This window comes from Hyphomonas atlantica corrig., from assembly GCF_000682715.1.
Taxonomy (GTDB): Bacteria; Pseudomonadota; Alphaproteobacteria; order Caulobacterales; family Hyphomonadaceae; genus Hyphomonas; species Hyphomonas atlantica.
Genome location: NZ_AWFH01000023.1, coordinates 186,267 through 206,056, shown reverse-complemented (window position 1 = coordinate 206,056; position 19,790 = coordinate 186,267). Strand labels below are relative to the sequence as shown.

Annotated in this window: 18 protein-coding genes and 2 tRNA genes; 17 read left to right on the top strand and 3 right to left on the bottom strand. The window is 58.9% G+C overall.

Annotated elements, in window-relative coordinates; genetic code table 11:
- The 6 genes from HY36_RS10950 (at position 1) to HY36_RS10925 (ending at position 3,188) form a co-directional block, all read left to right on the top strand.
- Entirely contained in the window at positions 1–546 is a 546-nt protein-coding gene (locus HY36_RS10950) for a lytic transglycosylase domain-containing protein (RefSeq protein WP_146739681.1), read from the top strand.
- 61 nt (positions 547–607) lie between these two features.
- Positions 608–1,138 (top strand): hypothetical protein, encoded by a 531-nt coding sequence (locus HY36_RS10945; RefSeq protein ID WP_035552421.1) that lies wholly within the window; start codon positions 608–610, stop codon positions 1,136–1,138.
- On the top strand, positions 1,138–1,518 hold the full coding sequence (locus tag HY36_RS10940) for a hypothetical protein (protein ID WP_035552419.1): 381 nt from the start codon (positions 1,138–1,140) through the stop codon (positions 1,516–1,518). Before HY36_RS10945 ends, HY36_RS10940 begins: the two co-directional genes overlap by 1 nt.
- Positions 1,515–2,210: a hypothetical protein gene (locus HY36_RS10935; RefSeq protein ID WP_035552417.1), complete on the top strand. Its 696-nt coding sequence runs from the start codon at positions 1,515–1,517 to the stop codon at positions 2,208–2,210. Before HY36_RS10940 ends, HY36_RS10935 begins: the two co-directional genes overlap by 4 nt.
- A gap of 115 nt (positions 2,211–2,325) precedes the next feature.
- The gene (locus HY36_RS10930) at positions 2,326–2,547 is read left to right on the top strand and encodes a helix-turn-helix transcriptional regulator (protein WP_035552416.1); all 222 of its coding nucleotides are present in this window, start codon (positions 2,326–2,328) and stop codon (positions 2,545–2,547) included.
- Between the two features lie 206 nt (positions 2,548–2,753).
- Positions 2,754–3,188, top strand: a complete 435-nt coding sequence (locus HY36_RS10925) for an antitoxin MazE-like protein (RefSeq protein ID WP_035552414.1) — start codon at positions 2,754–2,756, stop codon at positions 3,186–3,188.
- A gap of 54 nt (positions 3,189–3,242) precedes the next feature.
- Here HY36_RS10925 and HY36_RS18530 read toward each other — a convergent pair whose 3' ends face one another.
- The gene (locus tag HY36_RS18530) at positions 3,243–3,431 is read right to left on the bottom strand and encodes a hypothetical protein (protein ID WP_051602716.1); all 189 of its coding nucleotides are present in this window, start codon (positions 3,429–3,431) and stop codon (positions 3,243–3,245) included.
- A gap of 336 nt (positions 3,432–3,767) precedes the next feature.
- On the opposite strand from HY36_RS18530, the gene HY36_RS10920 reads away from it, so the two are divergent.
- Entirely contained in the window at positions 3,768–4,562 is a 795-nt protein-coding gene (locus HY36_RS10920; RefSeq protein WP_051602715.1) for a hypothetical protein, read from the top strand.
- Between the two features lie 147 nt (positions 4,563–4,709).
- Here the strand turns inward: HY36_RS10920 and HY36_RS10915 are convergent.
- Positions 4,710–4,785, bottom strand: a tRNA-Asn gene (locus HY36_RS10915).
- 326 nt (positions 4,786–5,111) lie between these two features.
- Positions 5,112–5,185, bottom strand: a tRNA-Cys gene (locus HY36_RS10910).
- A 149-nt stretch (positions 5,186–5,334) separates the two neighbouring features.
- Between HY36_RS10910 and HY36_RS10905 the strand changes: the two genes are divergently transcribed.
- From HY36_RS10905 to HY36_RS10860, 10 genes are all read left to right on the top strand, one after another.
- Complete coding sequence (locus HY36_RS10905; protein WP_035552410.1) at positions 5,335–5,988, top strand: protein-L-isoaspartate O-methyltransferase family protein; 654 nt, start codon at positions 5,335–5,337, stop codon at positions 5,986–5,988.
- Between the two features lie 130 nt (positions 5,989–6,118).
- The gene (locus HY36_RS10900) at positions 6,119–7,438 is read left to right on the top strand and encodes a TolC family outer membrane protein (protein WP_051602714.1); all 1,320 of its coding nucleotides are present in this window, start codon (positions 6,119–6,121) and stop codon (positions 7,436–7,438) included.
- An 84-nt stretch (positions 7,439–7,522) separates the two neighbouring features.
- Positions 7,523–8,251 carry a DUF2497 domain-containing protein gene (locus HY36_RS10895; RefSeq protein ID WP_035552407.1) on the top strand — a complete coding sequence of 243 codons (729 nt, stop codon included), beginning with the start codon at positions 7,523–7,525 and terminating at the stop codon, positions 8,249–8,251.
- An 81-nt stretch (positions 8,252–8,332) separates the two neighbouring features.
- Positions 8,333–11,071, top strand: coding sequence for a valine--tRNA ligase (locus HY36_RS10890; RefSeq protein WP_035552404.1), 2,739 nt, complete (start codon positions 8,333–8,335; stop codon positions 11,069–11,071).
- A gap of 42 nt (positions 11,072–11,113) precedes the next feature.
- Positions 11,114–12,109: an isoaspartyl peptidase/L-asparaginase family protein gene (locus HY36_RS10885; protein WP_035552402.1), complete on the top strand. Its 996-nt coding sequence runs from the start codon at positions 11,114–11,116 to the stop codon at positions 12,107–12,109.
- A gap of 64 nt (positions 12,110–12,173) precedes the next feature.
- Positions 12,174–13,901, top strand: coding sequence for a dihydroxy-acid dehydratase (gene ilvD, locus HY36_RS10880; RefSeq protein WP_035552399.1), 1,728 nt, complete (start codon positions 12,174–12,176; stop codon positions 13,899–13,901).
- A gap of 66 nt (positions 13,902–13,967) precedes the next feature.
- Positions 13,968–15,008 carry a DUF3137 domain-containing protein gene (locus HY36_RS10875; protein ID WP_051602713.1) on the top strand — a complete coding sequence of 347 codons (1,041 nt, stop codon included), beginning with the start codon at positions 13,968–13,970 and terminating at the stop codon, positions 15,006–15,008.
- Between the two features lie 87 nt (positions 15,009–15,095).
- Positions 15,096–15,476 carry a hypothetical protein gene (locus HY36_RS10870; protein ID WP_035552396.1) on the top strand — a complete coding sequence of 127 codons (381 nt, stop codon included), beginning with the start codon at positions 15,096–15,098 and terminating at the stop codon, positions 15,474–15,476.
- Positions 15,477–15,707: 231 nt separating this feature from the next.
- Positions 15,708–17,135 carry a sugar porter family MFS transporter gene (locus HY36_RS10865; RefSeq protein WP_035552394.1) on the top strand — a complete coding sequence of 476 codons (1,428 nt, stop codon included), beginning with the start codon at positions 15,708–15,710 and terminating at the stop codon, positions 17,133–17,135.
- 73 nt (positions 17,136–17,208) lie between these two features.
- Positions 17,209–19,788, top strand: a complete 2,580-nt coding sequence (locus HY36_RS10860) for a glycoside hydrolase family 3 protein (RefSeq protein WP_035552391.1) — start codon at positions 17,209–17,211, stop codon at positions 19,786–19,788.
- Positions 19,789–19,790 lie beyond the last annotated feature (2 nt).

The following is a 19,790-nucleotide window of genomic DNA, read 5'->3' as shown; positions in this document are numbered from 1 at the left end:
GTGCTTTTGATCACTCTCGCTCTCTGGATGAGCGCCGCTCAGGCATTCGCTGAACCGATCAGGCCGTGGTGGGTGGAGGGGGCGTTCGCCTCTGCTGACCTTGCGCCATTGTCCCGGCCCAGCCCTCAGCAAACCGCTTTGCCAGAACGATTGCCATCGGTGCTCACGCTTATTCAGCGCGCTGCTGTCTTGCATGGCGTTGATGCTGATCTATTGCGCGCGCTCGTCGCTCAGGAAAGCGCCTATGATCCAGGCGCGGTTTCAGAAGACGGCGCGATCGGGCTTGGTCAGCTGATGCCCGTCGTCGCCGATTGGTGCGGGGTCACAAATCGCTTCCACCGCGTCCAGAACATTGACTGCGCCGCCAGGCACTTACGTGTTCTGCTGAGCAAATATCGCGGCGATGAACGCCTCGCGCTCGCCGCCTATAATGCCGGCGAGCCTGCGGTCGATCGATGCCGCTGCGTGCCGAGCTATCCTGAAACACAGGACTATGTCGCGCGCGTGCTCGTCCTTCGCAGCGCTTCGAGCGGGGACGCCTCATGACCCGTTCCCCACGCCTGTCTTCGCCATGCCTTCCCGCAACGCTCACGCAAAGGAGCCCCTTATGACCGACACCTCGCATCCGCCAGATCGCCCTTTGGCCGCGATCGCTGCCATGACGGCCTATGTGGCGCGCTGGCCGTTTCGCCATGTTCACGGATCAGATTGGCTGCGTGAGAGATTCTCAGTCTCGCTCACTGAAGTGAGTTCAAGAACCATTGCCCGAACATATGGGCTCTATTTCAGGGACAGTGAAAGCCCGCCCAAAGTCGAGGATTTACGGCTCGTCACGCTCATGCAGACCCTAATTCTCGCGACCCTGATGGCTCTGATCTGGCTGAGCTGGACGATGACCGATGATTATGTCCTGCCGGCTCTGATGGCGTTCAGCGTTTTTCATCTTGTCCCATCGCGTCAGGATTTCCTCACTGAAGGGAGGTTGGCTGACCGTGTTCCATCCTGGTTGACCCCAATCACTGGCGCTTTGTCTTTCGTCGTGTCTCTTCCAGGCATGCTGATCGCGCTCCCCGCAGCCATTGTCTGGGGCGTGATCGGAACCCTAAAGCTGAAAGCGGCGAAAGGGGGGATAAGCTGATGCCGACCGGATTTCTCGCAAGCGCTTTGGTGCCGGCCTTCTGTGAGGAAGCCATCCGGTCGAGCTATCTCTTCTATTTGGGGGATCGCGGACGGCGGCGACGGGTTGTTCTATCCTTGGCCGCGGTGTTCGTCATTGGAGAGCTCTTGTATGATCTCTCACTCTTTCCTGCGGCACGGGCTGAAGTCGGCGATCAATTGGCGATCATACTATTGCTTGTCGCCTTGACCAGTGGAGCCGCGCTCCATATCGCGCTGACCTTTTGGACGGCGGCCCGGCAGCGACGCGGCGCGGGCGTCTGGCTCGTCTTTGCGATCGCCCTCATCGCTCATGGCCTCTTCAATCTAGCAGGGATTGGCCTAGTCGGAATGCTAGCATGAATATCCGCTGCATCCTCATCCTTTCGCTTATTATGAGTGCAAGCGCCGGCGCGCTCGGACTGTTATATGGCATAGGCGCGGGCGGCGGGGCAGTGCTTATGGGCTATGCGATCTGTCTTGGGATCGCAGCATTGGCTTTACGATACGTATCCGGAAATCCAGAGCTCGCCAGCGACCCGCATGCTCATGGTTCGGATGAATTCGTCTCCTCTGGGCACCAAGCATGCACCAGCGAAAGAGGACAGATTGTTTTACCCAAAGCGGTAGAGGCCAAGACAATGGCGTGCGCGGTTCAAGAGCCTGAGGTGCGCAGCACGTCCACACGCGCAGAGATGAGCGCCGTTCAACAGGTGCTGGACCTGGACGGCATGGCAGAGCTGCGCACACAGGAAACGGTCAATGGCGTCTGGATCATTACCGAAGCCAGCGACATGGCGTTAGGAGCCATTGAAGCGGCCTGTTTGAAAACACTAGATCCAAGCAACAATGATGAGACCCGGGTCCGGCGTTGGTTTGAAATAATCGCAAGTTTGCGCGCTGTGGATCGCCGGGCTTTCCCGAAAGCCGAACTGCGCCGCAGTCATGTTGCTGAGCAGCAGGGCGTCAGCAAAGAACAAGTTCGCCAAATCGATCAGGGTCGATATGCGCCGCTCAACAAACTATTGGAAGCGATCGAGCCAGCGATCTTATGAATGTTGCCAGTACCCTGTGTTTATAGACCATTACCCCCGAATTACCTCCGTTTTAGCGCGACACATCCTTGTCCATGGCGTCACACTGAGCCCGTCCAAACAAGGAGAATGAGTGATGACTGGGCAAGTAAAGTTACTGACCGCGAAAGAAGTTCTGGTGATGACCGGATATAAAAGCCGCACCACTTTGTGGCGAAGGGTCAAATCCGGTGAATTCCCGGCGCCCATCGCGCTCAGTGCGAATGCGACGCGCTGGAAGCGCGAAGAGGTCGAGGCTTGGGTCGAGGCGCTGCCCGCCATTGGTTATGGGCGGCCGGTTGGTGAACCAAGCACTTGAGGCCGTGTTTACCGCGAAGGTTTTCGTCTCTTCCGTCATGGGGGCGTTTCGTAGGGGGTAAGATATCTGCGCGGCGCGCTCCAATAAGATGTCATATTCTGATACAGTTTTTAGTATGATTGCATGGACGCTTTCATTTATTGCGTTTAGTTAATGCGCGGTGATGGCGAAATTCCATTGCAGAACACGACCTATTGGTGTGCCTCATGTCCGAAGAACGGCCAGAAATCAGACGGGCGAAAACCCATGCTAAAGAACGCCGACAGCATCTGCGTCAAAAGGGCCTGCGCCCAATCGAAGTTTGGCTGACTGAGGACCAGATCGCCGCCATCGACTATTTCGTGCAAGCTCAGGACAGCGCCAACCGGGTTGATGGGCTCGCTGATTGGGCGACCAGTATGCAGAAACATGTTCTCGCCGATCCCATGGTGACCGAGCTGACCAAGCGATATCAACTGCCGACTGTTTATCATGGCGTCGTGGTCGCACTCCAGTTTTTGAGGCATATCGCCGAAACCTACGACCTCACCGTTGAGGATGCGGCTGGACTTGAATGTTTCCAAATGCGCGCAGATGGTCGTGTGCGCGTTGCCGACCAGAACGCGGACGACGAAGACGAGCCGAGATTCAAGGTGAAATAGGTCTGCCACTTAGGATTTGGCGCGCACGTTGCTTGCCGATCAAAAGATGAAACTTTATTTTTCCTTCCGCGCGGCCCATGGGTCATGCGTCTGATCGATCGCGATATCGGATCGCTCGTTTCTGGCGATCTTGAGATCTCCGCAGAGACGGCGAACGCCCTTCGGTCTGCCTATGCCGGAATAGCAAGCGACGAGGAGATGACGCGCGCCATTGAAGCAGTCCGCAGCGCGCGAGAGAGCCATCAGTGGTTTGCGTGCGATTGCCGCGCAGATGAAAACATCTATCCGCTTATTGCACCCGCCTACCTAACATCGGCCAAGACTTATTACTTACGCCGACTGGTCGGGCCGAAACGACCGCTCCACGCCGTGAGCTGCCCGTTTTTCAGGGAACGCCCCGAACCGGGATTAGGTCGCGTCCGAGGGGCACCGTCATCAGCCAGGCCACCGGATGGGTTCTTTTCGGTCATAGATCACGAGGCTGCCAGGAAGGTTGCAGGTGGCAGAGATCAACTAAGGTCGATCACTTCAGTACGCCAATACACACCGCCGCCGCTTGCGCGCCAGCTTTGGCGTCTCATGAGATTGGCCCGTCTTAATCACCTGCCGCCGGTACAATCATCTGCGCCGCCGTCCATCTCCGCGGAATTCTCGCGATTGCGCGCGGCCGCTGAGAACGTCCTGGTTTCGAAAGGTGTTCCTCTTGCCCGGGTTCTGGGGACGCATCCGGAAGCGTATACCAGCAATCGGTTGTTCGCGCAGATCCGCCAGGTCCAAAGAGCGTCAAGCAACGAGGCACCACTGCAAGGGTTTCTGGCGCTGTTTGCCCGGTCTGCCTCACAGGAAACGATACATGGCGCGGAAGGGGCGGATATTCAGCTTGAAGGCGGGGTCGTAACCGCGCCGGGCATTGGCTTGGTGGATGATGGCCCCTTCCTGATCCTAGCGGTGATTGGGGATCGTGCCGGGCAGGGCGGTCTAGCCGCGCTGCGGGCGTATGCGCAGCCGATTTATAGTGCGACCCAATTCATGCCGGTAATGACGACGCTCGGCAGATCGCTTGTGAAATCCTTGAATTCCATACGATGGTCGCTGGCGAAGCGAAGGTCTGATTTGCGCATTTCGTTGGAGATGCCGCTATTTGCTCTAGAAACATCAGGCGGTCCTGTCCGCCCCGACATCATGATAGAGGTTTCTTCCACAATAACCGGAGAAGTGCGAACGACGTCCCTGTTTGTAGAGGCGCAATACGAGGATGCTTCTATCGCAGCGCATTTGCGTGATAGTGTTGGACCGGTTTTCTCCGTCCTTCCCGCTGATTTGGAGAACGAAGACGCGTTCAAGCGTCGCCTGACGAGCGCGCTTCTTTTTTGAACAGCCGCGCAAAGGCTGACACCTAGTATGATGCAGTTTGTTCCTTCGCAGCGTCCGGCGTTTAAAATCGTTGGTGGGTTTTATGGTGGGTGAGTGCGCTCAATCACCGTAAAAATACAACAATAACAAGAGCTTATAAGGGTGTAGTGGCTCCGCGAGTAGGACTCGAACCTACGACCGGGCGATTAACAGTCGCCTGCTCTACCAACTGAGCTATCGCGGAACAGCTGAAGACGGGTGAATAGCAGACCCGAAAACCGGTTCAAGCCCCCACATGCTGCAGACTGACAAAAACTTGCACTTTTCGCAAAAAAAAGGCGGGAGACATGAAGCTCCCGCCGAGGCGTTGGGTGATGGTGGGTGTCTCCAAGAGAAGACAGGATCAACATCCCTCAAATTGGTTAACGGGCTGTAAACGGTTTGAAAACGCCGGCACGAAAATTCGCAAAACTGTGTTTACGACTTCGAAATCATGTAAATCGCTGCGCGGGCGACCTGGTCGCGGCCGGCGGGCGGGCTGTGGCGGATTGGAGTGGTGATTTGAAAGTCTGGAGGCTCCGACCGGAATCGAACCGGTGTACACGGATTTGCAATCCGCTGCGTCACCACTCCGCCACAGAGCCGGACCAGAAGGCGCGTCGTTTAGCAACGAACTCGGCCGCATGCAATCTGTCCTTTTCATGCGACGTGCGTTTATCGCGCATTGCACACCGGAAATCCCATGTTAAAGGGCTGACTATTACGCGACAGCCAGCCCGAGAGGGAATGAGAGATGAATTACGATAAAGCCCGTGAGATCATGGTCGACACGCAGGTGCGCCCGAATGATGTCTCGAATCCCGAAATCGTCTCGGCCTTCATGAAAACCCCGCGCGAGGCCTTCGTGCCATCTTCGCGCAAATCGGTCGCTTATTCGGAGCTGGAAATCGAGACTTCGGAAGGCCGGTCTCTCTGGACGCCGCGCGATACGGGCAAGCTGGTGAAGCTGGCGGGTATCAAGCCGACGGATATTGTGCTCGTCGTAGGTGCCGGCTCTGGGTACGAAGCGGCGCTTATCAGCCGTCTTGCGGAAACTGTCATCGCTCTTGAAGAGGGCGAAGCTCGCGTCGATGCCATGTCAGAACGCTTCACCGCGCTCGGCATTGATCAGGCGGTCGCCGTTGAAGGCGATATTGCCAAGGGTCTGCCGGACCAGGCACCCTTTGACGTGATCTATGTGTGCGGCATGGTCGAAACCCTGCCGGAAGCTTGGACAGAGCAACTCGCCGAAGGGGGGCGTCTGGCCGTTGTCATGCAGGTCGAAGAAAATCTTGGCCGCGGAAAACTCTATACGCGCGCCGGGGATACGGTGTCTGCACGTGAAGGATTCGACGCGTTTCCCCCGAAATTCTCTGCATTTGACCGCAAGAAGGCATTTGTTTTCTAAAAACGTCTGCTCTGCGACATCTTGTTAAGCATCCAGAAAAGTGAACAGTGTTCACTATCGCCGTTGGCTCCCTTATATTAGAGAAATCGAATATAAGGAATTGAACCGGTTGGAGCTTGAGGAGCGCCGCATGAATTTCCACAGAACCGTCGCCGTATCAGTCATTGCGTTGAGCGCAGTCTCTCTGCCTGCTGCCAATGCGGAAACGCTGGCGGATGCCGTAAACGCCGCGCTCGCGACCAATCCGGGGCTGCAGGCGCAGCGCGCGGAAGCGGATATCGCTATCGAGAATGTCGAACAGGCCCGGTCGCAGGGGCGCACGACGGTCGATCTGTCAGGTAGCGCGGGCATCGAGTACATCGATTCCAATGCGCCCTTCGCTGAATTGGCGGGCACCAATGGGGATCGTCCCATTGCCAGCGCGCAGATACAGGCAGCAAAACCGATCTATACCGGCGGTCGTATCCGCGCAGGTGTGCGACAGGCACAGGCCGGAGTGGACGCCGCTGAGTCGCAATATGTCGCCGCAGAGCAGGATCTGATCCTGCAAGTCGTCACGGCCTATGTGGATGTACGCAGCGATCTGGAAGCTGTCACGATTCGAGAAAACAATGTCGAAGTGACGGGCGAGCAGGTGCGCGCCGCGTCTGACCGGTTTGATGTGGGCGTTGTGACGCGCACCGACGTATCCTTGTCTCAGGCCCGGCTGGAGGGCGCGCGTGCTGCCCTGGCCGGTGCGCAGGCAACACTCGAAGCAGATATTGCGAACTACCAGTTCCTGACCGGCCTGACGCCCACCGATCTCGCGCCGCCGCCTCCGCTCCCGCCTTTGCCCGCATCACTGGACGACGCGCTTCAGATCGCACTGGACAACAATCCGGACCTGATCGCCGCGCGCCACGCAGAACGTGCCGCACGCGAAGCCATCGAAGTGGCCAAGGGCCAGTACAAGCCGCAGATCAGCATCGTGGGAACGGCTGCGCGACAAGAGACCTACAATGATTTCACCCAGCGCGATTCGAGTGTGTCGGCTGTCGCTCAGGGTACGATCCCGCTCCTGTCCGGCGGCCTGATCCAGAGCCAGGTGAAATCGGCCAAACTGCAACGTGCTCAGGCACAGCGTCAGATCGATACACTCCAGCGCAGCATCCGCGCCCAGATCGCGCAATCCTGGTTCGGCTATGAAGCATCGCTCCGCTCTATCGCGGCATCCGAGCGTCAGGTCGAAGCGGCCCAGATCGCGTATGATGGTGCAAAGGAAGAACTGGCTGTCGGCATCCGCACCACGCTGGATGTGCTGGATCAGGAGCAACAATTGTTCGAGGCCCGGCTCTCACTGGTTCAGGCGGAACGCGACTCCTATGTCGCCGCTCACAATCTGCTGCGTGCAACAGGACAATTGGCGCCGGAAATGCTGCTTCTGGATGGCGAGGTCGGGGACTCACGTTAACAGTGATAAAAACTTGTTAACACAATCCCCTTAGCGGTTAACGCATAGGGATTCGAACCGCATTACATATCTAAGGGGCTGGCCATGGCCAATGAAGCACACAAGGAACCGACGATGGAGGAAATCCTCGCGTCGATCCGCAAGATCATCTCCGACGATGACGTCGCGCCTCAGGCTGAAGAACCTGCTGCGGTTGAAGAGGCCTCTGCGACAGAAGAATTCAATGCTGACGACCTGCATGACATTGATGATGTCATGTTCGAGGACGAACCGGCCGCAGACGTGCAGCCTGTTGAAGTAGAGATGGAGTCCGAGGTCGAGGACGCGTTTGAAGTCGAATTCGAACAGTTCGAATCGACCGCCGATGACGTTAGCGAGCCGCCGAGCTTCGAGGAAATGCTTGGCGCGGCCCGTGCGGTCGTTGCGGCGCCAAAAGCCGAAGAAGCAGAAGAGCTTGTAGAAGAAGTATTCCCGGAAGCGGTGGCGGAAGATGTCGCTCCGGAACCAGAATTTCAGCCTGAACCTGAACCCGTTGCACCGGAACCGGTGGCGGCATCCGTGGAGGAAGACATGGCGGCAACTGCACGCTATCAGCAAACTGTACTCACCGACGACCAGACGGCCGATGTGGCGGCTGGCGCGCTGGGCAAACTCATTTCCAAGATGGATATGGGCGGTGACAATACGATCGAGGGGCTTGTTCGCGAGATGCTCAAGCCGATGATGAAAGATTGGCTCGATGCCAACCTTCCGAAGATCGTTGAAGAGAAAGTCGAGGCCGAGGTACAGCGCATTGCCCGCATGGCGCGCTAGCCTCTCCTGACAAATACGTTATAGGGAAGGGCGCGCCGTCACTGGCGCGCCTTTTCTTTTACATGGAATACGCCTGAACCAATGCTCGACCAAAGATTTGACCCCGCAGAAGCCGAACCACGCCTGTACAAGGCCTGGGAAGACCAAGGCTGCTTCAAACCCTCCGGCGATACGTCTGCGCAGGCCTATTCCATCGTCATTCCACCGCCGAACGTAACCGGTGTGCTGCACATGGGCCACGCGCTCAACAACACGCTTCAGGATGTGCTTATCCGGTTCGAGCGGATGCGCGGTAAGAACGTCCTCTGGCAGCCCGGCACAGACCATGCCGGCATCGCGACCCAGATGGTGGTTGAGCGCAAGCTGGCCCAGGACGGCAATCAGGATCGCCGCTCCATGGGGCGTGATGCATTCGTGGATCGCGTGTGGGAGTGGAAAGAGGAATCCGGCGGCGCGATCGTCGGCCAGCTGAAGCGCCTCGGCGCGTCTTGTGACTGGTCGAAGGAAGCCTTCACGATGGGCGACCGGAACGACCCGGACAACAGCATGATGCGCGCGGTCACCAAAGTGTTCGTCGAGTTGTACAAGAAGGGCCTGATCTATCGCGACAAGCGGCTCGTGAACTGGGATCCGCACTTCCAGACAGCCATTTCCGATCTCGAAGTCGATCAGCGCGAAGTGCCCGGCCATTACTGGCATTTGCGCTACCCGCTCGCTGATGGCGTCACCTACATGCACCCGGTCAAGGATGAAGACGGGAATGTCGTGGATCAGGAGATGCGCGACTACATCGTCGTGGCCACGTCACGCCCGGAAACCATGCTGGGCGATACCGGCGTTGCGGTGCATCCGGAAGATCCGCGCTATGCGGGCCTGATCGGCAAATTTGTCGAGCTGCCCATTGTTGGCCGCCGTATACCGATCATTGCCGATGAATATGCCGACCCGGACAAGGGCTCCGGTGCGGTGAAGATTACCCCGGCGCATGACTTCAACGATTTCGAAGTCGGCAAGCGGGCGGGCCACACGCCACTGAACATTCTGAACGCCACCGCGCATATCGTGGATGGCGGAGAGGCGGACGAAGCTGGCATTCCAGCCGAGTATCGCGGCCTTGAGCGGTTTGAGGCGCGCAAGAAAGTTGTTGAGGCATTCGAGGCCGCAGAACTCCTTCAAGAGATCGAGAACCTCAAGATCGAACAACCTTTCGGCGACCGCTCCAATGTCGTCATTGAGCCGTGGATGACGGATCAATGGTATGTCGACGCCAAGACGATGGCCGAGCCCGCCATTGCGGCAGTAAAGGACGGCAAGACCAAATTCATCCCGGAAAACTGGGAAAAGACCTATTTCAACTGGATGGAAAACATCCAGCCCTGGTGTGTCTCCCGGCAGCTCTGGTGGGGCCACCGGATTCCGGCATGGTACGACGAAGACGGCAATGCGTATGTCGCCTTGAGCGAAGCGGAAGCGCAAGCTGAAGCAGGTCCGGACAAGAAACTTGTTCAGGACGAAGACGTCCTCGACACTTGGTTCTCCTCCGCCCTCTGGCCTTTCTCCACACAGGGCTGGCCGGACAAGACGCCGGACCTTGACACCTTCTTCCCGACGGCGACGCTTGTCACCGCGTTCGACATCATCTTCTTCTGGGTTGCCCGGATGATGATGATGAGCCTCGAATTCATGGGAGAAGTTCCGTTCAAGGATGTCTACATCCACGCCCTCGTTCTCGACGAGAAGGGGCAGAAGATGTCCAAGTCCAAGGGCAACGCCATGGACCCGTTGGAGCTGATCGACGAGTACGGCGCCGACGCGCTGCGCTTCACGATGGGCCGTATGGCCGGGCAGGGGCGCAACATCCGCCTGTCCAAGCAGGCCGTTGAGGGCAACCGCAACTTTGCCACCAAGCTCTGGAATGCCGCGCGCTTTGCCGAAATGAATGAATGCGGCGCGCCGGGCGAGATTGACTTTGGCAAGATCGAAAGTCCGGTGAACCGCTGGATTCTGTCCGAACTTACTCAGTGTGCTGCGGACGTGACCAAGGGCATTGAGGACTACAAGTTCAATGAGGCCGCGGGTGCGCTCTACAAGTTCATCTGGAACACGCTGTGTGACTGGTATCTCGAACTGATCAAGCCACTGCTGGCCGGTATGGACGATGCCGCCAAACAGGAAACCCGCATGGTCTGTGGCTATGTGCTCGATGAGTCGCTGAAGCTGTTGCACCCATTCATGCCGTTCGTGACGGAAGAATTGTGGGATCGCCGCGCTGAAGGTCGCGCTGCTGACAAGGGCTTCCTGATGCACCAGTCTTGGCCATCGATCGAGGTGTTCACGGATGAGGCCGCATCGAATGAAATCAACTGGGTGATCGACATGATTACGGAGCTCCGCTCCCTCCGCAATGACCTTGGCGTTCCTGCCGGGACGAAATTACCGCTCACGTTAGTCAATGCCGGTGCGGAGATCGAAAACCGGGCAATGACGCATGAGGATGTCCTGAAGCGTCTTGCGCGGCTGGAAGACATCTCCATGACCGACACCACCCCCGACGGCGCTGTCACGGCAGTTATCGGCGAAACCATGTCGGCCTTGTCGGTCGCGGATATTGTCGACATCGACGAAGCCCGCAAACGGCTCGACAAGGAACTCGCCCAGCTCGACAAGGACATCACCTCGACCGAGAAGAAGCTGTCGAACGAGAAATTCGTTTCGCGCGCGCCAGCAGAGATTGTCGAGGAAAACCGCGAGCGCATCGTTGACTGGACGGCCCGGCGCGAAAAGCTGAAAGTTGCCCGAAAGGGGCTTGAAGGTCTCTGATCATTGCGGGCATCCTGATCCGGATGAACAGGAGCTTCCCTCATGACCCTTCGCTACCTGATGACCGCTGCGGCGGTCTTGCTGGGCGCTTGCGCCACGCCCACGGCGCCAGAGGCCGAGCCGAACATGCCTGAATGGCGGCTGGTCATTCATGGCGGGGCGGGTGTGATCACGCGCGATGGCATGAGTCCGGAAATGGAGGCGGCCTACACCGCGGCGCTGGAAACCGCGCTTGAAGCCGGGGCTGATGTTCTGCGCTCGGGCGGCAGCGCGCTTGATGCGGTTGAGGCGGCGGTCATCCCGATGGAAGACGATCCGCTGTTCAATGCCGGCTATGGCGCAGTGATGACAGCCAGCCAGGAACACGAACTCGACGCATCGATCATGGATGGTCGCGAGCGAAATGCTGGTGCTGTGGCGGGCGTGAAGCGCGTGCGCAATCCCGTCAAGGCCGCCCGCGCCGTGATGGAGCGGTCCGAACATGTCATGTTCTCTGGGGATGGTGCGGATACCTTCGCCGAGGGGCAGGGCCTCGACATGGTCGACAATTCCTACTTCTACACGGAGCGTCGGCAGAACGCGTTGGAGCGTGTATTGAAAAACAGGCAGCGTACCGCCGAAGATCGCCACGGCACGGTCGGCGCGGTTGCCATCGACAAGGACGGTAACCTTGCAGCGGCGACGACAACGGGCGGCATGACGGCGAAAGCTGCTGGCCGCGTTGGAGATTCCCCGCTGATCGGCGCGGCGACCTATGCAGAGAATGGCGTTTGCGCCGTTTCTGCGACCGGGCATGGTGAGTACTTCATCCGCGTCGGCGTGGCAAAAACGATCTGCGACCGGGTAAAGCTGGCCGGCGAGACAATTGAACAGGCCTCCGAAACAGCGCTGGGCGAAGTGGCAGAACTGGGCGGCGATGGCGGCGTAATCGTCATCGGCGCGGATGGCACCTTCGCCTTTGTCTTCAATTCGGAGGGCATGTACCGGGGCGTCGTTGACCCTTCCGGGGCAAGAACTGCCATCTATGGCGACGATTAGCCTCTTTTCCGCAAAAGGATTGCGCGCTAGGGGCAATCAACACCAAACAGGATAGAACACCCTCATGAGCAAGACCTGGGACAAATCAAGACTGCCCTCCCGCCACGTTACCGAAGGTCCGGAGCGCGCACCTCACCGCAGCTACCTGTATGCAATGGGCCTGTCGACCAAGGACATTCAAAAGCCGCTGGTCGGCGTTGCATCCTGCTGGAATGAGGCGGCCCCGTGTAACACCGCGTTGATGCGCCAGGCGCATGCCGCGTCTGAAGGCGTGAAGAAGGGCGACGGCACGCCACGCGAATTCTGCACCATTACCGTCACCGACGGCATCGCAATGGGCCATGAAGGCATGCGGTCTTCACTGGTCAGCCGTGACACGATTGCGGACTCGGTCGAACTGTCGATGCGCGGCCATTCCTATGATGCGCTGGTCGGCATTGCAGGCTGTGACAAATCCCTGCCGGGCATGATGATGGCCATGCTGCGTCTGAACGTGCCCAGCGTCTTCCTCTATGGCGGCTCTATCCTGCCGGGCTCCTATGAGGGGCGCGACGTGACGGTGCTGGACGTGTTCGAGGCTGTCGGTGCGCATGCGGCCGGGTCCAACTCCATGACGGACGAGAAGCTGCACGCCCTGGAGAAAGTGGCCTGTCCGGGCGATGGTGCCTGTGGTGGCCAGTTCACGGCCAATACGATGGCGTGTGTGTCCGAAGCCATCGGCCTTGCGCTGCCCCTGTCGTCTGCGCTGCCAGCCCCCTACACCGACCGCGATGGCTACGCTGTGGCCAGCGGAGAAGTCGTGATGCAGCTGCTTGAGAAGAATTTGCGCCCGCGGGACATCTGTACGCGCGAAGCTTTCGAGAATGCCGCCATCGTCGTCGCCGCGACGGGCGGCTCCACCAATGCAGCGCTGCACCTGCCTGCCATGGCGCATGAGTGCGGCGTGAAGTTCGATCTCGAAGACGTTGCGAAGATCTTCCAGAAGACACCTTACATTGCCAATCTGAAGCCTGGCGGCGACTATGTGGCCAAGGATTTCGGTGAAGCGGGCGGCGTGCCGATGCTGATGAAGACGCTGCACGAATCCGGTCTGATCAATGGCGATTGCCTCACGGTGACTGGCAAGACCTGGGCGGAATATCTCGAAGATATCGAATGGGATCCGAACCAGAAAGTCATCCACCCGGCGACAGACCCGATCACGCCAACGGGCGGGGTCGTTGGACTGTGGGGATCGCTTGCGCCGGACGGTGCCATTGTGAAAGTGGCTGGCCTGTACGCGCTGCAATTCTCCGGTCCGGCCCGTGTGTTTGATGGGGAAGAAGCCTGCTTCAAGGCTGTCACCAATCGCGAATACAAGGAAGGCGACGTTCTGGTCATCCGCTATGAGGGGCCAAAGGGCGGCCCTGGCATGCGCGAGATGTTGTCGACCACTGCCGCGATCTACGGCCAGGGCATGGGCGACAAGGTGGCCCTCATCACCGATGGCCGGTTCTCCGGCGCGACCCGTGGTTTCTGCATCGGCCATGTTGGTCCGGAAGCGCAGGAAGGTGGCCCGATCGGCCTGATCAAGGATGGCGACATCATCACGATTGATGCCGAGAAGGGCACGATTGATGTGCACCTGACGCCCGCCGAACTGGAAGATCGCAAGCGCGATTGGAAACCGCGCGTCACGGCCTATGGCTCCGGCGCGTTGCACAAATTCGCAGCGCTGGTTGGTCCGGCCCACAAGGGCGCAACGACCCATCCGGGCTTCGAAGGCGAGCGACACGTCTACGCAGATATCTGACACGGGTTTTACCCGCTACGAATCCAAGCTTAACTGGGGCGGTCTGTTTGCTAGAGGCCGCCCCAGATGACTCAGGATACCCCTTCGATTGATCCCCGACCAACGCAGCAGCCGGTCGATCCGGATGTGCTGAAGGCCCTGGGCGACCTGCCAGAAGAGTTTCAGGGGTTTCCGCGCCTGTTTCAGGATGAGATCCGGCCTGCCTTGCTGACCCGCGAGGCCGAACGTCAGGACGCCGTCGCGAAGGCCCGCCAGGCGCGATATGTCGGCATTGCATTGGCCGTGATTGGCGGACTGGCCGGCGCGTTTCTGGTGCGTCACCCTATCGCCGCGATCATCGCGGTCGTTATCGGGATTGGGTATCTTTACTGGGGCGGCCGCGATGTCCGGCGACTGGGGAAGGAGGCGAAGGATTTGATCGTCCTTCCGGTCGTGCGTGAACTGGGTCTCAACTTCACCGCTGATCCCGGCTCGGTTGAGTCGATTTACAAGCATCGCCATGTCCGCACCGTACCCATCTGGGACCGTGCCAGTTATGAGGACCTGCTGACAGGCCAGCGGCACGGCGTCGATTTTGAATTGTTTGAAGCTCATCTGGAGGAGCGGCGATCCTCAACTGATTCCAAGGGGCGCACCCGGACGCATTGGGTGACGGTGTTCAAAGGCCAATGCCTGCGCTTCCAGTTCACGAAAACATTTTATGGCCGCACCCTGATCACGCGGGACGCCGGCTTCTTCAACCGCTTCGGCGGAGGCAAGGGCATGAGCCGGGCGTCGCTGGAAGATCCGGTGTTTGAAAAGATTTTCGAGGTGTACACGACCGATCAGGTGGAGAGCCGCTTCCTGCTGACGCCGGATCTGATGCAAAATCTCGTCGATCTGGAGAAAGCCTTTCATGGAGGTCGTCTGAAGGCCTGTTTTGATGGCGGCGAGATGTTCATTACGCTGGAAGGTGGCGACCTGTTTGAGCCGGGCAGCATGTTCAAGCCGCTCGACAGCGTGGACCGCGTGCGGGAACTGCTTACGGATTTCGCCGCAATCTTCGGGATTATGGACGCCGTGATCATTGGCCGCCGCAATGAAGGCCTGGCCCGCGATCCATCCTGAAATGGGGCGCTTCCGGGGCAGGCGCGTTCAGCTTTGCTTCAGTGACATCCTGCCATAAAGCCGACACGAGAGAGAAAGGCCCCTTCCATGATGAGATATGTTGTTGCTGCTGCATTGCTTGTTGCTGTTACGCAAACCGCTATCGCCCAGGCGATGACGGCGGCGGACGTTCAGCGCTGCAAGGCAATGGCCGCAACCATGGTCCCAAAGAAGGCTGAGATCGAAGCGTTGCAAGTGAAGCGGGACAAGATGGCCGAAAGCGTCGAGGCGAAGGGCGAAGCTTGGGAAGATGCGGAGATCCACCGTCTCGCATCGGCCTCCCACGCTGAGAAGGCGGAGCAGAACAAGTCGGCCTACCAGGCAGCGAAGAAAAAGCTGATGGGCACCGAACAGGCCCTGCAGGCACTTGCCCGCCAGTTCAATCAGGACATCGCGTCCTATAATCAGAGCTGTGCGACGGATAAATAACGCCGTAACGTTCTTCACGTCACTCTGGACCTGACCGCCCGTTGGTGCGCATCTGGCCGTTCGCCATCGCACTGACTCGCATTGCCCACCAAAATTCTCATACGTGTCAACGTTGACAACTTGATTTTGATGGGCTCCTTGTTGTGCGATAACATTCGAGGCTACGCTTCGGAATAAGCAGACAAGCGGGCAGGGGCTTGCCTGCCGCGATAAATGGGAGGGCGCGCGGGAATGAGCGACGCATCAACGACTGTAAACACAGATGCAGGACAGGGCAGTTTTGGCCAGGTTCTGTTGATCACCGCCGTCGCCACGATCGGCGGATTTCTTTTCGGCTTTGACTCAGGCGTAATCAACGGAACGGTTGATGGCCTGCGCGTGGCCTTTAATTCACAGGATATCGGCACCGGGTTTAACGTGGCCTCCATGCTGCTCGGCTGTGCTGTCGGCGCGGCACTGGCTGGTACGCTGTCAGATGCCTTTGGCCGTCGTACGATGATGATCGTGGCGGCAGTCTGTTTCATCATTTCGGCTTTCGGGTCCGGTGTTGCCGGATCGTCGACAGAGTTCGTGATCTATCGCGTGATCGGCGGACTGGCCGTCGGCGCTGCCAGCGTCATGTCGCCAGCCTATATTTCCGAGGTCGCTCCGGCGAAGTATCGCGGGCGTCTGTCCTCGATCCAGCAGGTCGCGATCATTAGTGGCCTCTTCATCGCTTTCGTCTCGAACTATCTGATTGCGCAGGCGACCGGTGGATCAGCCATGAATGAATGGCTACTCGGCTTTGAAGCCTGGCGCTGGATGTTCTGGATGGAATTGCTGCCGGCAACCTTCTTCCTCGTTGCCTTGCTGTTCATTCCTGAAAGCCCGCGTTTCCTCGTCGCCCAGGGGTCGACTGATCAGGCGCGTTCGATCCTGACACGTCTCTCCGGCGCAAAAGCGGCGCACCGCAAGGTCGATGAAATCGAAGAGTCGCTCGCCAATGACCACAAGCCATCTCTCAAGGATGCGCTGGGCCAGTTCGGCTTCAAACCAATCGTCTGGGTCGGCATCGGTCTGGCTGTGTTCCAGCAACTGGTCGGCATCAATGTCGTCTTCTACTATGGCGCGGTTCTCTGGCAGGCTGTCGGCTTCTCCGAAAGCGATGCCCTGCTCATCAACATCATCTCCGGGGCAGTCTCCATTGTGGCTGTGATCATTGCCCTTCTGCTGATCGACCGGATCGGCCGCAAGCCGCTGCTCTGGGTCGGCTCCGTTGGCATGACGGTCACCCTGGCACTGCTCGTGGTCTGTTTCTCCAATGCGGTTACGGTGGATGGCGCCGTCAGCCTGCCGGGCAGCTATGGCTTGATCGCCCTGTTGTCAGCGAACGCCTATGTTGTGTTCTTCAACGCATCCTGGGGCCCGGTCATGTGGGTGGCGCTCGGTGAGATGTTCCCGAATCAGGTGCGCGGCGCGGGTCTCGCCATCTCTGGCTTTGCTCAGTGGATTGCCAACTTCGCCATCACGATGACCTTCCCGATCATGCTGGCAACGGCTGGTATCGGTCTGGCTGGTGCGTATGGCTTCTATGCCGTGTGTGCCCTGATCTCGGTCTTCTTCGTGTTCAAGGCGGTCCGCGAGACCAAGGGACTCGAGCTTGAGGAAATGCAGGGCTAGGGCCCTTCGACCATTCCGCCCTCGCCGGACGTTCGGCGGGGGCGATTTTTACAAATCAACAAGGGAGGTCGCGATGGCCAAGGCTGTCCGGAAATCGTCAATCATTTCACTGCTGGGTGGCGTCGCCTGTGTGGCATTGGTTGCCGCCTGCGCAAACACACCGATAGAGGCCGAGACGACTGAAACGCTGACTGTTGCCGAACCGGTGCAAACCGCGTTGATGACTGAACGCGATCTTGTCGTGACGCCGGAGCTATGGCCGGAGATTACGGTTCCCGCACTCGACCCGGCGATTGAGGCGCAGATCGACGACATCATGTCGAAGATGACTCTGGAACAGAAGGTGGGCCAGGTCATTCAGGCGGACAGCGACAGCGTCACGCCGGAAGATGTGAAGACATACCGTCTCGGCTCTGTGTTGAGCGGCGGCAGCTCCGCACCCGGCGATGAGGCCTTCGCGCCGATGGATGCCTGGATCGCTGCGGCCGATGCCTATTGGGAGGCCTCCGTCGACCCGGAAGGCGTCGAGATTGCAATTCCGATCATCTGGGGCATTGATGCCGTCCACGGCCATGCCAACCTCGCCGGGGCGACCATCTTTCCGCACAACATCGGCCTTGGCGCCGCGAACAATCCGGACCTGATCGAAGACATTGCCCGCATCACGGCAGAAGAGTTGATCGTGTCCGGTCATGACTGGACCTTTGCGCCCACCATTGCCACGCCGCGCGATGATCGCTGGGGCCGGACCTATGAAGGCTATTCCGAAAGCCCGGAAATCGTCCGCGAATATGCCGAACGGATCGTCTACGGACTGCAGGGGCGCCCCGGTGATGAAGACTTCCTCGGTAATGGTCGGGTGATCTCTAGCGCGAAGCACTATGTTGGCGATGGCGGCACAATGGACGGCATCGACCAGGGTGAAACGCAGGCGACCGAACAGCAGATCATCGACATTCACGCACAAGGATATTTCACCGCGCTCGAAGCCGGTGTGCAGACCGTCATGTCGTCCTTTTCAAGCTGGCAGGGCGTGAAGATGCATGGCAGTCACGCCATGCTGACCGAGGTTCTGAAAGACCGTATGGGCTTCACCGGATTCGTTGTGGGTGACTGGAATGGTCATGGCCAGGTGCCAGGTTGTACGAATACGGACTGCCCGCAATCTCTGAATGCCGGTCTCGACATGTATATGGCTCCGGACAGCTGGCGTGGCCTGTATGACAGCACGCTGCAGCACGTGAAGGATGGCAACATCCCGATGGAACGCCTTGATGACGCCGTGCGCCGCATCCTGCGTGTGAAGCTCGCCTATGGCATCTTTGACAAGCCGGCACCAAGCGCGCGTCCGGGCGCAAATGATGAAAGCCTGCTCGCCACGGATGAAGCGCGTGAAGTAGCTCGCCGCGCTGTGCGGGAATCGCTTGTCCTCTTGAAGAACAATGACAATCTCCTGCCGCTGTCTACAGACCAGACCGTTCTGGTTATCGGCGATGGCGCAGACAGCATCACGAAGGCCGCTGGCGGTTGGACTCTGTCCTGGCAGGGCGGCGGATATGAGAACAGCTATTTCCCGAATGGTGAATCCATTCTCGAGGGCATCGAGAAGGCGCTGCTGCCAGGTGGCGGCACGCTTGTCTTCGACCCTTCCGGGGAAACGGATGTGGACGCCGATGTCGTGATCGCCGTCTATGGCGAAAACCCGTATGCTGAAGGCATCGGCGACATCCGTACGATGGATTTTGTGCCGAATGGCTTCGACACCGAGACGCTGGAAACCTTCAAGGACAAGGGCGTGCCGGTTGTATCGGTCTTCCTGTCCGGGCGTCCGCTCTGGGTGAATCCAGAGATCAATGATTCCGACGCATTCGTTGCGGCCTGGCTGCCGGGCTCTGAAGGGGGCGGTATTGCAGACGTCCTGTTCCAGACGGAGCCGGAGCATGACTTCACAGGGCGTTTGTCTTTCTCGTGGCCAGCCTCCGCACAGCCGGGCCTGCTGAACTCTGAAGATGCGCCGTATGAGCCATTGTTCGCCTATGGCTACGGCCTCAGCTATGGCGACACCGCGACCAATCTCGGCGAGTTGAGCGAAGACCCTGGCCTGTCGGAAGACCTGCAAGGCAATGCAGATCCACGGACGCTGTTCAAGCGCGGTCGCCCCGGTGATCGCTGGAGCGCGCTGCTTGCTTTTGAAGGGTCGTATACGACGCTTCCAGCCGGTGCAACGGAACTGGCCGGTCTCTCTGTCTCACGGACAGACTATGAGATTCAGGAAGATGCGCTGGTCATGTCATGGTCCGAGCCATCAGGCGCGCTCTATATCGGCTCCTTCGCGAACGCTGTCGATCTGAGCGATGCGGGCGAAGCTGGTCTGGATATCGTCTTCGCGGCCAAAGTGCCGGATGGCGGCGAGCACAAGCTGGCGATCAGCGGCTCCTGCGATCAGAGTGGACAGTGCGAGACGGTTGAGGTCTTCACGGTTACCGGAGACGAGTGGGCAGAGTATCGTGCGCCAACGGCCTGCATGGGTCTGACCAATCTTGAACACGTCGATATTCCGGCTGTGATTGGAACGGTTGAGGCAGGCACGGTCGCGATTGCGGATGTCCGGCTTGAGCCATCGACCGGAGATGTGGAGTGCGCTGAGCAATAGGC

What these genes read in the sequence shown, in the direction of transcription:
- HY36_RS10865 (WP_035552394.1), top strand. Translation starts at nt 15,708, where the DNA reads ATGAGCGACGCATCAACGACTGTAAACACAGATGCAGGACAGGGCAGT.
- ilvD (WP_035552399.1), top strand. Translation starts at nt 12,174, where the DNA reads ATGAGCAAGACCTGGGACAAATCAAGACTGCCCTCCCGCCACGTTACC.
- HY36_RS10920 (WP_051602715.1), top strand. Translation starts at nt 3,768, where the DNA reads ATGAGATTGGCCCGTCTTAATCACCTGCCGCCGGTACAATCATCTGCG.
- HY36_RS10945 (WP_035552421.1), top strand. Translation starts at nt 608, where the DNA reads ATGACCGACACCTCGCATCCGCCAGATCGCCCTTTGGCCGCGATCGCT.
- HY36_RS10930 (WP_035552416.1), top strand. Translation starts at nt 2,326, where the DNA reads ATGACTGGGCAAGTAAAGTTACTGACCGCGAAAGAAGTTCTGGTGATG.
- HY36_RS18530 (WP_051602716.1), bottom strand. Translation starts at nt 3,431, where the DNA reads ATGGCTCTCTCGCGCGCTGCGGACTGCTTCAATGGCGCGCGTCATCTC.
- HY36_RS10870 (WP_035552396.1), top strand. Translation starts at nt 15,096, where the DNA reads ATGATGAGATATGTTGTTGCTGCTGCATTGCTTGTTGCTGTTACGCAA.
- HY36_RS10905 (WP_035552410.1), top strand. Translation starts at nt 5,335, where the DNA reads ATGAATTACGATAAAGCCCGTGAGATCATGGTCGACACGCAGGTGCGC.
- HY36_RS10940 (WP_035552419.1), top strand. Translation starts at nt 1,138, where the DNA reads ATGCCGACCGGATTTCTCGCAAGCGCTTTGGTGCCGGCCTTCTGTGAG.
- HY36_RS10935 (WP_035552417.1), top strand. Translation starts at nt 1,515, where the DNA reads ATGAATATCCGCTGCATCCTCATCCTTTCGCTTATTATGAGTGCAAGC.
- HY36_RS10890 (WP_035552404.1), top strand. Translation starts at nt 8,333, where the DNA reads ATGCTCGACCAAAGATTTGACCCCGCAGAAGCCGAACCACGCCTGTAC.
- HY36_RS10875 (WP_051602713.1), top strand. Translation starts at nt 13,968, where the DNA reads ATGACTCAGGATACCCCTTCGATTGATCCCCGACCAACGCAGCAGCCG.
- HY36_RS10860 (WP_035552391.1), top strand. Translation starts at nt 17,209, where the DNA reads ATGGCCAAGGCTGTCCGGAAATCGTCAATCATTTCACTGCTGGGTGGC.
- HY36_RS10900 (WP_051602714.1), top strand. Translation starts at nt 6,119, where the DNA reads ATGAATTTCCACAGAACCGTCGCCGTATCAGTCATTGCGTTGAGCGCA.
- HY36_RS10885 (WP_035552402.1), top strand. Translation starts at nt 11,114, where the DNA reads ATGACCCTTCGCTACCTGATGACCGCTGCGGCGGTCTTGCTGGGCGCT.
- HY36_RS10925 (WP_035552414.1), top strand. Translation starts at nt 2,754, where the DNA reads ATGTCCGAAGAACGGCCAGAAATCAGACGGGCGAAAACCCATGCTAAA.
- HY36_RS10895 (WP_035552407.1), top strand. Translation starts at nt 7,523, where the DNA reads ATGGCCAATGAAGCACACAAGGAACCGACGATGGAGGAAATCCTCGCG.